Source organism: Desulfosporosinus cupriresistens (genome assembly GCF_001707885.1).
Lineage (GTDB): Bacteria > Bacillota > Desulfitobacteriia > Desulfitobacteriales > Desulfitobacteriaceae > Desulfosporosinus.
In genome coordinates, this window is record NZ_MASS01000082.1 from 1 (window position 1) to 14,085 (window position 14,085).

General features: G+C 36.2%; 13 protein-coding genes. 1 reads left to right on the plus strand and 12 read right to left on the minus strand.

The window, feature by feature from the left end; genetic code table 11:
- Nucleotides 1-798 precede the first annotated feature (798 nt).
- Complete coding sequence (locus DSBG_RS20045; RefSeq protein WP_068966572.1) at nt 799-1,383, plus strand: DUF3793 family protein; 585 nt, start codon at nt 799-801, stop codon at nt 1,381-1,383.
- 51 nt (nt 1,384-1,434) lie between these two features.
- Here DSBG_RS20045 and lplA read toward each other — a convergent pair whose 3' ends face one another.
- The 12 genes from lplA to DSBG_RS20105 form a co-directional block, all read right to left on the minus strand.
- Nucleotides 1,435-2,442, minus strand: a complete 1,008-nt coding sequence (lplA, locus tag DSBG_RS20050) for a lipoate--protein ligase (RefSeq protein WP_068966575.1) — start codon at nt 2,440-2,442, stop codon at nt 1,435-1,437.
- 259 nt (nt 2,443-2,701) lie between these two features.
- Nucleotides 2,702-3,238, minus strand: coding sequence for a universal stress protein (locus DSBG_RS20055; RefSeq protein ID WP_068966577.1), 537 nt, complete (start codon nt 3,236-3,238; stop codon nt 2,702-2,704).
- A 159-nt stretch (nt 3,239-3,397) separates the two neighbouring features.
- Nucleotides 3,398-3,877 (minus strand): DUF1634 domain-containing protein, encoded by a 480-nt coding sequence (locus DSBG_RS20060; protein ID WP_068966579.1) that lies wholly within the window; start codon nt 3,875-3,877, stop codon nt 3,398-3,400.
- 5 nt (nt 3,878-3,882) lie between these two features.
- Nucleotides 3,883-4,809 (minus strand): sulfite exporter TauE/SafE family protein, encoded by a 927-nt coding sequence (locus DSBG_RS20065; RefSeq protein ID WP_068966581.1) that lies wholly within the window; start codon nt 4,807-4,809, stop codon nt 3,883-3,885.
- A gap of 168 nt (nt 4,810-4,977) precedes the next feature.
- On the minus strand, nt 4,978-5,598 hold the full coding sequence (locus DSBG_RS20070) for a hypothetical protein (RefSeq protein ID WP_009618422.1): 621 nt from the start codon (nt 5,596-5,598) through the stop codon (nt 4,978-4,980).
- A gap of 908 nt (nt 5,599-6,506) precedes the next feature.
- Nucleotides 6,507-7,022 (minus strand): universal stress protein, encoded by a 516-nt coding sequence (locus tag DSBG_RS20075; RefSeq protein WP_068966583.1) that lies wholly within the window; start codon nt 7,020-7,022, stop codon nt 6,507-6,509.
- 530 nt (nt 7,023-7,552) lie between these two features.
- Complete coding sequence (locus DSBG_RS20080; protein WP_083236997.1) at nt 7,553-9,319, minus strand: SulP family inorganic anion transporter; 1,767 nt, start codon at nt 9,317-9,319, stop codon at nt 7,553-7,555.
- 137 nt (nt 9,320-9,456) lie between these two features.
- Nucleotides 9,457-10,113: a hypothetical protein gene (locus DSBG_RS20085; protein ID WP_068966587.1), complete on the minus strand. Its 657-nt coding sequence runs from the start codon at nt 10,111-10,113 to the stop codon at nt 9,457-9,459.
- A gap of 739 nt (nt 10,114-10,852) precedes the next feature.
- Nucleotides 10,853-11,548: a universal stress protein gene (locus DSBG_RS20090; protein WP_068966589.1), complete on the minus strand. Its 696-nt coding sequence runs from the start codon at nt 11,546-11,548 to the stop codon at nt 10,853-10,855.
- A 518-nt stretch (nt 11,549-12,066) separates the two neighbouring features.
- Complete coding sequence (locus DSBG_RS20095; RefSeq protein WP_068966591.1) at nt 12,067-12,696, minus strand: universal stress protein; 630 nt, start codon at nt 12,694-12,696, stop codon at nt 12,067-12,069.
- Between the two features lie 126 nt (nt 12,697-12,822).
- Nucleotides 12,823-13,362, minus strand: a complete 540-nt coding sequence (locus DSBG_RS20100; RefSeq protein ID WP_083236996.1) for a chromate transporter — start codon at nt 13,360-13,362, stop codon at nt 12,823-12,825.
- Complete coding sequence (locus DSBG_RS20105; RefSeq protein WP_068966593.1) at nt 13,359-13,964, minus strand: chromate transporter; 606 nt, start codon at nt 13,962-13,964, stop codon at nt 13,359-13,361. Before DSBG_RS20105 ends, DSBG_RS20100 begins: the two co-directional genes overlap by 4 nt.
- Nucleotides 13,965-14,085: the final 121 nt, after the last annotated feature.

Sequence of the window (14,085 nt, forward strand, 5' to 3'; positions counted from 1 at the left end):
CTTGCTACCTTCTATAAAACAATAATTCACTTTACTTTATAGAGGGTATCCTATTGTATCCGCAAAGAGTGGGACACCTTATCTCGCGGTACATTTATTGCCTGGATTTCCGGCATCAGGATATTTCTATACGCCTATCTCCAAGAGTAAATTGCATAAAATACATCAAGTACTTCCGGTTTTCAATTCCATTTTATTGGATGTCTTTAAATGAACAAGATTCTTCGATAGATGCATATGTAGGTACTAAGTTGTTAATATAGTTTTCCTATTGATACCTCAATTCGCTCGAGACTTAACAAACTGGCCCGTTATTGTCATTTTTTATTTTATCGATATGAACTACTTTTTGTGTTGATACAAGTACTCAATATTTTGCTTCAAAGCTCATAATTTTTGCTCTATATTTCAGACGTTTTCAAAAAAGAACATGTTAAGGGCCCCGAAGTGAAATATTTCTCTTCGAGGCCAATTTAAAATATCCTGATTTTTAAAAAACACAACCCATTACTTCAGTTACAATGTAACGAAGCAACACTCTCAGCGTTTGGTCGTTACATTCCTTCTTCACGTTAGACAATCTCAACAGTTCATAGTACAAATCTCCTATTGTTTATGGCCGCAAATGAGCATGTAACAAATTGTTTGTGATGATTAATTCGAATATTCTCAATTGTTTAGGTACTGATTTTTTATTCAAATACCCCTCCTGTTATTCTGCTAATAGTCTGAAACCAATTTGGTAAAGATAAGGGTAACCCCAAAAGAATAATCAAGTTGCAAACAAGGAGTAATGATTTGAAAACTGAACTGTCCCCTATGATCACTAACTATTTAAGAACACTCGTTTGCTGGGCTAAAGATAAGCCTCCCAGTAGTAACTATCATTTAGTAGTCGAGCATCTCGGACCCATTGTATTAGGAATAAAACCCTCTGAGTTATTAAACGTTTCTCTATATGACCAAAAGATTTGGGAAGAGTTTAAAACTCTTTTTTCCCAACAAGAGCAGCTTAGACTTCGAGAAATCAGACAAATAAACGGGCGCCAACAGGTCATTTTCTATCATAAAGCAACTTTGGACACTGTTTTGAGAGAAAAACACCATCAAGAATTCCTTAGAACCTTTAACTACCCTGAGATTTATTCTCTAAATTGCTACCTTAATCATGTTCTTGGAAAGATTAAATCAAAGGCGTTCCCACACGAAATAGGTATTTTTCTTGGTTACCCTCTGAAAGACGTACTAGGCTTTATGAAACAGATTCCTTTAACATATGTAGGAACACATGGATGGCGAATTTACGGAGACATGCAAATATCGGGGGAAATCTACGAGAAATACCAACAGGCACGAACTAGCCGAGTGATTTCAGATATCTAATATTATGATTATGCACATTTTTCCTGGTTCATTAATTAAAAACATGTTCACTTAGTCACTCGCTTTGCTCAGAAGCCATGTTACGAGGTCAGCTAAGATTTTTTTATCGTCAGGATCCTCTTCCAGCTGGTTTATCCGATTGACCAGATAATCAATCTGGAATGGACAATTTATCAACGCTGATGCGACTTTTTCTATTAGATGACTGTTCATAGCATCGGAATAAATTTTGGCTTCTACAATTAACCCATTTTTGAGGGTCAGACCCAGGTCGATGCCTCCCCAAGGGAATCGGGTTTCGTAGACTATATCGAAATTTGGTGTTTTTCCGTAGAGCCATTCCCATGAAGAATATCTTTCATAAAGATCCTGCAAATTATAGGTTGAATCGCTTACAGTGACTGGAGGTTCGGAATTTCCTCCATAAATTTCGAGAAAACTCTCGATTAATGCTTCCTTCATTTTGGCTATTGTTATATCCGGTTGAAACATGCTCAGATTACCAACCCTGGATTGAACAGAATCGACTCCTTTTGAAGCAATTTTTTCTTTCGAAACTTGGAGGTACGTGGAAAGTTTGTAAATATCCACATTGATTAGGATTGTACCGTGATGGTAGGCTTTTTCCTGCTCGAAATAAAATGCATTACCAGAAAATTTTCGACCTTCTACTGTTAAGTCATTACGTCCGGAAAATTCGGCGTTGATATTGAGTTTTCTGACTCCCTCTAAAATAACCTTAAGCTGTTTGTGCAAATCATATTCGTCCCGGTGCATCACAAAGGTAAAATTAAGATTTCCCAGGTCGTGGAAAACCGCTCCCCCTCCAGACAAGCGACGTGCAATTTTCCCTCCATCCTGTGCTAATTGGCCACACCGACACTCTTTCCATACGTTCTGATTTCTACCGATGACAACTGTATTTTGGTTTTGCCACAGATAAAGAATCACTTGGTTTTTCTCGACATGTCTAAAAAGATACTCTTCCAATGCTAAGTTATACCAAGGGTCAAATGAAGTTGAAAAAATTAGTTTTGTCTTAATGTCATGATTCGTCAAATTGCAACAATCCCCACTTTCAAGATCTAAACCAAGATCAGAATACAATTATCTTTCAGCGTTGCAGATGTATATCTACTACCTATTTTGTGCGTCTTTCCAGCTATTTATAGGGGAGCTTCCTTTTTATTATCTAAGAGAATCAATTTGCATTCTAAGTTCTATTTACAAATATTGAAGAGGTTGACCCAAAATAAGTTGGGGCAACCTCTTGCTTATTGGTTTACCAGTCTTTTTTGGGATGGACTTAGGAATCGACTCAGCTACAGTAACTGTCAATAAACTCTTGCGGGAGCTTCTTAACTAACAACACCGGTATAGGAGACCTGTTAAGTACATTATGTGCTAAACAACCAAAAACCAAGCCTTTTAAAGTAGTAAGCCCACGTGTACCCATAATTATTAATCTAAACGATCTTTTAGTTGCGTAATCAAGCAGTGCGTCGACAGTATCGGTTATACTTGGATTGCTGTATAGCACATGATGACTAACGTCCGTTCCTCTTTCTTGAAAAATTTCATTAGTTTTGGTAAGTATTTCATGATAATGATTTTTGGTAGTTAAATCAGATTCATCGGTCACTCGTTTAATCCATTCCGAGGTAGGGCTAACCGGCCAAGTATCTATCCAATTATATTCTGTCCCTTCCGAACCTTCATCCCGTTCTTGTACTTGAACGACGGTTAAACGCATATTCGGCATATTTTTAAGTAAGGTGGCAGTGTAAACAGCAGCAGAAAAAGCCTGATGCGACCCATCGGAGTAGAGTAGTACATTAAACTCAAATTCATTCATCTCTAAAACCTCTTTCATTGCTATTAATAACATAAGTATAACATAGATGGAACATAATTTTCTATCAATAAAGTAAAGCATTAAGGATACCCAAGAAATTCTTGGGATATCCTTAATGCCTTGCTATTAATTAATTCGCCTATTCTAACATCGACTTTTTTATCCTGCAGAGATATTAAAAATACCTGAAGCAGCTAAAACGATTACGATAATTTCCAAACTAACCATTGTAATATATGGTAAATCCTTTTTACGCATGTAAGCTACAAAGAGGGACAAATAACCTAATACCGAGACTATTCCTAGAAAGGCTAAACCAATCAGGTTTAAATAATCAGCATGACCAATCATTGACAACCAATTCCAACCACTTGGTGCATGTGTAGCCAGCGCATACTTATGCACGCTCATCCCCCAATAAAGCGGCATATCTGAAGGACTGACAGTTGGATTATTAAAGCCACCCATGTAAAGCAGAAATGTAACTAACATTACAGCAATTCCAGTCCATGAACAAACTAACAAAATATTAGCATAAGTATTCTGTTCCGAACTTACTTCTACATTAGTTTGAAGATTGTTTAGTTGATTCATGGAACTTTTGGAATTACTACTTGGAACAGATGTTTGACTGTTCATAATTTTTACCCCCATCCTAATCCATCTAGTAACGATTTTAATCCAGCGAACAATAACATAAGTATAACAATATATCGGATAGATTTTGGTTTAGCAGTTCTTAATAACTTAACTCCGACTCGTGAACCCGCCATAATTCCTAAAACAGATGGAACCGTTATGATAGGAAGCACAGCACCCTGGTTCAAATAAATCCATGCCGCTGAAGTGTCTGTGATGGCCAATAGCGACATACTTGTTCCAACTGCAATTTTAAGTGGTGCGCCTAGGAGAAGGTTGAGTACTGGCACGTTAGCCCAGCCTGCACCGATCCCAAACATTCCGGCTATTATACCTATACCACAAAAAAGGATAAGTCCCTGGGGTAGTCTCCATACACTCCAAGTAACATCTTTACCGCTAGAAGTCTCAAAATAAGCTCCTCCGATATTTAAATAACGGGCTAATGCATCCGGATGACCAATTTTAGGAATTTCACTATTCTTAGAGAAAATAAATAGTATTGCTATCGAGGTAATTAAAAGACCTAATAAAGTTTTAAGAATACTTTGCGGTAAAGACAGTCCTAATAACGCACCTATTATACTAGATGCAGATGCAAGTAAAGCTAATGGAATAACCAATCGAAGGCTAGCAAAATTCGATTTTAATAGTTTAGGGGCTGCAGACAACGAACATGCTAGAGCAACAAACAAACCTGAACCACGAATAAAATCCAAATGAAAAGGGAAGAAACTGCTGACGATTGGCACATAGAGAACGCTACCACCTACTCCAGCTAACGCAGCTACAATGCCGATGAGAAAAGTTGTTACTAATAAAGCAAGGGGCCATACCCACCATGGTACGCCAGGTGTACCAGCTGCTTGCGCAACAGCAACATTGGTTGTTGTAAATAATGTACCGGCATGAGTAATGAGATTTTCGATCATGACTTTCGACCTCCTACGGTTAAACTAATAGTTGCGTTTTAAAGCTTTCAGAAACGACCAGTACCACAGTGATAATATTGACATTGAATCTTTTTACCCATCTACATCACTCCTTTATTTTCTTAAGTTTTTTTATTTCATAACATCATCTGATGAGTTGGGCGTTGTTTATTCAATCCAAATATTAAAACTATCCTTGTTCTCAATAAGTTTATCCGCTATCTTTGATCCAACATATTGAAAGTAATTTTCGCTGAAATCGTTGTAATCTTCGATAAATTTACCACTCGTAACTACTCGCCGAAGTAAAGGAATCTTATTAGTTTTATTTATGTCAAAGTTCTCAATCGATCTACCAAACTCATTCCCTAAGATAGCAGTACCCCAAGATTTGGGTCCTTTTTCTGGTTTGATCTCGTAGACACGTCTCATGAATTCATATGGAAATGCGCCAAAGGTAATAAGAATCTTCGGTTTATATTCAAAAACAATTTCCCTAAACAGCTCTATTTCTTTAGAAACTTCGGCTCCCCACCAATTTAAGGTTTTAGGAACAATCGCACTATCTTTGACAGCATTCCTGATATAAATATTTCTAGAATCAATCCTTGTGTGAATTTCTCTATATACTTTATCCTGAATCTCAGCTAGAACAGGTGTCCAAATGTTGTGGCGAACAGCAGTATGTTTCGGATTAATTAGTAGCCAAATCGGGTAGGCTTTATCACCCGCCTCTCTCTTGTTCTTCTTGTCTTTAGACATATACTTATTACTCGCTAAGTTTGGCAAAGGAATTCCCCCCGTTTTCAGTAGTATTTATAGTGCTACCAATAACCTGCAAAAATTAGGTAACGACGGAGCATGCTAGTAAAAATTCTAACTAAATCGTGCTCTTTTGAAAGATCAAACTGAGGTAAGAATGAATTTTACTTTCAAGTTTTTTTTGAGCATCTTTTTTCGTAATACCTTTATGACTATATTCACAATTAAAGGGTAGCATTATGTTCGAAGTGTGTAAATAGTAAAACAATATGCTCGTAATGAATAAAAATTATGGTTAACTTTGCTGATCACTAATCAAATATGGCATAAACAAGTTGTTTTTGTAATTCCTCGCAGCTCTGTCACCTCTTTTCCAGTCTATACAAGCAGCATTAACTTACACTATGTTTACCTTTGAGTTTTAAACAAGAGCCTTCAAAATGGCTGAAATCGTGTCTTTCCAAGTAGCTTCGTTATAAATTCAAAACAATATAAAATCATAGACTAACTTAAAGTGCCGTATGATATCTATAGCTAACAACTCATTATAATTTTAGATCATTAATTTAAATTCTTATGGCCCCTAAAATAATTTATTGCTAAAACATTTTGTTGCCTGATTTTTTTCCCAACTTCTTTTAATCTACAATACAACTACTATGAGTCATAATAAATTCCCTAGATTACTAGTGAACCGCTTTCGTCAAAAAGTGAGCTACATGTAAATATAAATTATTCAAAATATAAGTAAAGTCCCGAAGAGCTAAATTTCTCTCCGGAACTAATTTTTAGTCAATTCATTTATAAGTAGTTTCATTCGATTCTTATCATACAAAAGTAGACAGCCAACAAAAAAGGTTGAGCCATTTAGCTCGACCTTTTATCAATTAATATTTAAGAGAGTTTCTTAACTACATAGACAATAAATTATAGAGCTATTTGATTAACAACACAGGTATAGTGGATTTTTTAAGTATGTTTTGTGCTAAACAACCAGAAATCAAACGTTTTAAGATATTAAGCCTCCGCGTACCAATAATGATAAATTCAAATGATTTTTTTGTTGCATAATCAAGAATTACATCGACCGTATCGGACATAGTCGTGTCTGAATATAATACTTGGTGATTAACGTTAAGCCCTCTTTCAAAAAATATTCCGTTAGTTTTATCAGTAATCTCATCATAAACACTTTTGTCTGTCGAATTAGATTCATTTATCAAACGTTTAAGCCAGTCCGCGATAGGGCTAACTGGCCAATTGTCCTTTTCATCAATCCTTCTGCATTTTGCCCCTATCATTGAACCCTCGCCGTTTTCTTGTACTTGCACAACGGTTACCTTTAGATTAGGCAAATTCTTCACAAGGCCAGCAGTATAAATGGCAGCAGAAAAAGAGTGCTGTGACCCATCAGAGTAAAGAAGTACCTTAACCTTATTGGAATTAGTCATGTAAATACTCCCTTTCACAAGTACTTAGAGTATGTGCGTGTTTTGTGCAATCCTCTATTAATCTCAAACTAATCTTTTGACCAATGCTTTAGCATAACTAGATTAGCATTGTATTAAAATCATGTCTATAACAGAACAATATTTTCGTAATGAAATTACGCTATGGATAATCATTGGTAATATATTATTTACAAACAGATCATCTTATCTATACAGCATAGTTACGATTTAAATCAATGGTAAATGCTATTAAATATTTTGCTAATTTGAAATTTCAAGCAAAATGAGCTCCGAAGAAATACCTTTTCTTTTCGGAGCAGCTCACGAATAGTCCAACGCTCAGTTATACCGTATTCTTCATAAGCTTAACTGGTTATTTATGAGGCATTTCGTCACTTTGAGAAAGAAAAAACGTCTTTATAAGATGTTGTAGTGCACATCATCTTATAAAGACGTCTTCTAATAACTTTAACCTTTCGTTGAGTTGTTCCCTCACGACAAAGCTCTCCGAAAGCAGCGATACTTATAATCTAGAACGAAATGACGTTCTTGTTAGCATTTGCGCTACCTTTTAAATTTGCAACAGACTCTAGTAAATTACATGAGATCGATTTATCTGCACCGTCACCGATTTCACAGTTCAAGACAGCTCTCGCTCTCTCTAAATCTTTAGAGGTAGTAGCAAAAATTTCATTCTCCGCCAACATAAATTTGTTGTCAACACCGATATCTTGATCAAAATTTGCTTTCATTAGTATTGAGTTAATATTTGACCTTACACCACACACAATAACACTCCCACCAGATTCTTTAACTGACCTGATAAATATCTTCAATGCATTAAGTGATGTAATATCAATACTTGCCACATGCTTCATTCTTAAAATGAATATTCTAGATTTATCTACCAGAGTTTCTAATTTATCTTCAAGGTCCTCTGACGATCCGAAATAAAGACTGCCTTGTAATTCAATAATTAATATATCAACTTTTCCCTTGACTGCTTCAACTTCTGTTTCAATAATTTGGGATTCTTCTCCCTGTGATGGAATAAGAATTTTAACTGGAACTTTGTTTGTATCTCTGAGGTGCAATGCAATTGAGAGTCCAATCCCTAAATAGATTGCATAAGAAAGGTTGGGCAATAGAATTGTCGCAAAACACGTTACCCACATTGCAAGAGAGTCCGATTTAAATTTACCCAGTTTTACTACCTTCATGATTTCTTTTGTGTTAATCAGGTTGTATGCCGTAACCATCATTACCCCAGCAAGACATGCATTTGGTATGTACTTTGCGAATGGGGCAAAGAATAAAAGAACTATGGCCATTATTACTCCAGACAAGATTCCCGCAAATCTTGTCGCTGCTCCACTGTGGTAATTTATCGCCGTACGTGTAAAGGAACCAGATCCAGGAAAACCTTGGAAAAATGCTGACCCAATATTCGCCATACCTTGTCCGATGAATTCCTGGTTAGGATCGAGTTTCTGTCGGGACAAATTGGAAATAGCTTTTGCACTAGATATAGCCTCGACACATCCTATAATTGCAATTGATAAAGCCCCGCTTAATAGGTTCTGCATAGTATTCAAATTGAACTGTACCATCGTAAATGGAGGCAGAGAAGTAGGGATATCACCAGTAAGCTTTACACCTTGCTTATCTAAAGAGAAAACGATGATTATTATAATTGGGATGATAATTCCAATTAGCGCACCAGGAAGATTCTTATTTATCCTTTTACAAATCACTATTATTGCGGCAGTCAAAAGTCCAAGTCCCAAAGCATAGTAATTGGTTTGGCCTAGATGTGTAAAGACGTAAGATATTTTCTCAGTAGTTGGCATTTGCGCTGCATTTTTTATGGGTATGCTCAGCAACGTATTTAACTGTCCAAGTGCGATTAAACCACCCGCACCAGTAGTAAAACCAAGAATAACAGTATGAGACACGTAAGTTATTAACTTACCGAACTTAAGGATTCCAAAGAGCATTTTTATGGCACCAACTAGAAATGTTAAGAGAAAAAGAATTTGATAGGCGTTATCATGTCCCATATAGCCTGTCATCACGCTTGCTACGAGTAGCGCTGAGGAATTTGTCGGACCTGTGACTAAGTGCTTCGAACTTCCAAATGCTGAACCGAAAATAGAAGATACAATTGCTGTGTATAAACCATAAACTGGGTTAAGACCTGCAATCAGGGCGTAAGCCATACACTGTGGAATTGCAACGACTGCCCCTGTCAATGCGGCAATCAAGTCTTTACTTACATACTCTTTTTTGTAATTCATAACAGTTCCAATTAATGGAATGTACTTGAATCTTGTTAAGCGCAATGAAAATCCCACCTTTCCGTGCAAATGATTGTTTTAATACTTTATTGTGGTAAAAAAGTCTCATTATTTCTCATAAGTCAAATTTCGACTACTCAAATCCATATATCCAGACTATCCTTATGCTCAATAATCTTTTCAGCAATTTTACTTCCCACAAAATGAAAGTAATTGTCTACCTCTTCAAAGTAACGATCTCCGTCATCCCGACTAAAATTTGAAACCTCTTCTATGAACTTGCCACTATCAACTACTCGACGAAGTAGGGGAATCCTGTTCGTTCTGTTAATATCAAAGGTTTCTATTGCCTTTCCAAATTCATCACCTAAATTGGATGTACCCCATGCTTTAGGCCCTTTTTCAGGTTTAATTTCGTAGACACGCCTTACAAATTCAAAAGGAAATGCGCCAAACGAAATTAATAGCTTTGGTTGATGTTCTATAACAAGTTCCCTCAACAACTCTATTTCATTAGATACTTCTGTTCCCCACCAATTTAATGTATTTGGTACAATTCCACTATCGCTAACAACATTCCTAATATACATATTAGCCGTATTAATCCTAGTATGCAGTTCCCTGAAGACTTTGTCCTGAATCTCAGCTAAAACCGGTGTCCAAATGTAGTGACGAATCGCAGGATGTTTTGGATTAAATAATAGCCAAATAGGATATTCTTTTTCTCCAGTCTCTCTCTTAATCTTCATTTTCTCGACACTAGATATTTCTTTATCAAGTGCTAAACTGGGCAAACGAATTCCACCTTTCTATTTTAATATTACTGTCATTGCTGCTACAGTCATGATAAAGTTACTAAAGCATTACGGACAAAGATTTATCTCTGGCAATTATACACCTCTGTTATTCAAGGAAGGCTAGACAAAATCCAAATTTGAATTCAAAAAATTTACTCGATACATATGCTTGCAATTAAAGATTAGCATTATGACAGTACGGTGTCTATAGTAGGAAGATATGTTCGTAATCAATATACGCTATGGCTAAACCGTTGGATTTAGCACTTTAAGTCACAATTATACGTATTTGTAAATTTATTTCCATTCAATTGGCACCTTTCGAAAGTACCTTGAGTTGTAACGATCCGTCATATACTCTCGAAGACTTCTTACTGAAGACTGTAAAATGACCGCAAGTGCGTCTATATAGAGGTTCGTCTATTGTATATGTATGAATGGTCCAGCATTAATTAGGTACTATGCATAAAAAGCTCTCCTCAGACAACACTTATAATTATTGGAACCAATATTATAATCTTTAATGATATGAGCTATAAATCTCAAATCAATTGCAATTATATTTAAGATTTGGACATACTCAACATAAACAAGCCCCCAAGAGGCTCATGTCTCTTCGGGGCCAAATTTAATTCTATCGATATAAAGTGTACACCATATTTATCTACTCTTTTTATTATGAATCTAATTTAAAGGCTTTATTCTAATCTATTAATTAACCGTGATGTTCTTATATTTAGAATAAGATATTTTCAGACCGGCCATTTGTCATATTTGATGATGAGAAATTACTCATTCTTTCCTGTGACTGCGTACTTTCAAGCAAGTAAGTATCGACAAACTCTCGGGTAAGTTTTTTAACTAATACTACTGGTATAATCGATTTGTTTTGTACAGCACGTGGTAGATTACCGATATTTAGCCAATTTACTGTCGAATACTCCCGTTCACCCATAATTATTAAGCCAAAGGAATTTCTAGTTGCATAATCAATAATTAAATCTGCTGTATCCGATGTATCGGAAATAAGGGTATTAGAACATAATATCTGATGCTTAACGTTAATTCCTCTTTTTGAGAAGATACTTTTTATTTCTCTCAATACCACGTCATGCTGATTATTGATTTCCAGATCAGATTCGTTCGACACATGGTTTAACCATCCAGTTCTTGGACCAACCGGCCAATGATCAAGACCATTAGGTTCTGCCCCTTGATTGCACCCCCAATAATATCTCTTGTGCTTTGGGCGTAACTCTTTCCAACTATATCTTGTGCCCATAATATTTTCATCTTTTTCTTGGATCTGTACAATAGTTAAATGCATGTTAGGCATATGCTTCAATAAGGTAGCAGCGTAAACAGCTGCAGAAAGAGCCTGCTTTGTGCCATCGGAATAGAGAAGCACATTAAAATTAGTGAAATCAGTCATAATAATTACCCCTTTCACATTCATTTTTTATAACTGCTAATAAACCGCTATAAGTGAATAAATGTTCACCCATCACCAATAAGTTCGCAAATAATTCTTTGGAATAATGCTTATCATCTAGTGTTTTAAATTTGACATATGCTCAGCTTGTTGTATTTCTATGAGCAGAACCAAAGATAACTAACAGTACACGGCGGTTCTAGTTTTGACGCGATTTACGCTTCCTTGTTTGGTGGATTGATTAATCATTCTCTCAATCAAAGATTAGCATTACGTCCACATTGTGTCTATAGTAAGTAAATATGCTCGTAATCAATATATACTATGGCCTTATCTTCTAATATCTGATCCTATCAAGTACTCTTTATGGCCTGAATTTACCGAACAACCTCTGGTCACTGCCCCTTGAAAATTCTCAGAGGAGTTCCTCATTCCTGAAAACATTAAAGCCCCGAAGAGAAAAGTTTCTCTTCGGGGCTTTAATGTTTTTCAACTCAGATGTTAACTACTAATTATCCTTATGACTCTGTGTTTGATAAGTAATCATCGATAAGGTCTTGTGGAAGCTTCTTGATTAACAAAACCGGTATTGGGGACTTATCGAGCACACCATGCGACAGACTGCCAAAGATAACTCCCTTTAATGCAGAATGTCCCCTGGAACCAATTATTACTAATTCAAAAGTATGTTTGGTCGCATAATCAACAATAACATTCACTGTATCCGCTATGTCCGATGGATCTGATAAACTAGAGTTACAACATAATACCTCATGAGTAACATCGAGTTTTCGCTTTGCAAATATTTCGTTGGTTTTGGCAAGTATCACAGCATACTGTTGTTTAGCTTCCAGCGTCTCGTTGAGTACGTTTTTCATCCATTGTTTGGTAGGACTTGCTGGCCAAGTGTCTATCCAATGATATTCTTTTTCTGTTGAACAAGCCCAATAATATCTTTTATATTTCGGACGTAACTCTTTCCAACTATATTCTATCCCTGGTGAACCTTCATCACTGTCTTGTTCTTGTATAATAGTCAAATGCATATTCGGCATTTCCTCTAACAGCATAGCCGTGTAAACAGCCGCAGAAAAGGCCTGATGTGATCCATCGGAGTAGAGAAGTACTTTGAACTTAGAATCATTCATGCTAAATACCTCGTCCCAAAAAATTTTAACATGATTATACCATAATTGTCAGCACTATACTCAAAAGCATTTTCAATATATTGGTACCCCAGGTTTTATTATAAAATAATCCTATCATTACACCAACTAAAATATCATGATCCCGATTATCCCCGAGGCCAAAATCAAATATGCTGGATGGTATTTTGTCTTAATTAACATGATAAAAGCTACAACCAAAAGGATTGAACTTTTTATGTCGATAAAATTACTCCCTCCAATAATGCCATTACTAATAGCAAATTTGATTGCTGCATAAGCAATAATTGCTACAATTGTCGGTCTTAGCCCATAGAACGCGGCTTTTACAATTCGGTGATTTTGATATTTTATAAATAGTTGTCCAATAATAAGTATGAGCAGTAGTGAGGGGAGCGAAACAGATATACAGGCGATCGCAGCACCAAGTAACCCTGCAATCTTGTAGCCCAATATAGTTGCCGTATTGGTAGCAATTGGGCCGGGAGCCATCGCAGAAACAGCAATAATATCTGTGAACTGACTCATAGTAAGCCAATGGTGGTTCTCCACCTCTTTCTGGATAAGGGGTATCATAGCATACCCGCCGCCAAAACTAACAAGCCCTAGTTTGAAAAAAGTAATAAACATATCGAGAAATATATTCAAAACTTTTCACCTCTTACTTTCTTTTGAGCTACTGCATGATTTTGCAATTCCTTAACTTTTACAATCATAATTCCAAAAAAGGCACCCATGAAGATCACAAGAATCAAATTCAGACTTTTAAATAAAAGGAGCACCAGAACACAGACTGTACAAAGTGTGAAGCAGATTTTATCAACAATAGATACCTTGCTCATTTTGTAGGCTGCCGAGGCAATCAATGCCACTACAACAGGCCTTATGCCTTGTAACGCTGCTTGAACGTGGATGTTATGCTGAAAGGAAGATAGCAAAGCTCCCAATATTATAATAATAACAAATGTTGGTATTACAATTCCTACTAAAGCTGCCAGTGCACCCGGGACACCAGCTATCTGATAGCCCACAAAAGTAGCGGAATTAACCGCGATAGCACCTGGTACAGATTGAGAAACTGCAAAAACGTCGACTATCTCTTCTTTACCTATCCAATTTTTCTTAGTTACTAGTTCCTCTTCCATGATAGGTATCATTGCAAATCCTCCACCAAATGTAATTGGTGAAATCTTAAAAAAAGTCATAAATAATTCAAACAATATTTTATAATTAATTTTCTTTTTTTCCATTTTATCTCCCCCTACAGCATTAGTAATGCATACCATGGTTATGAGAGTGAGGGTCTTACAATTTGATTTTCAGGCAGCTAAGCTTCGTATGTAGTCTTCAGAGATCAACCTAGTTACCGAA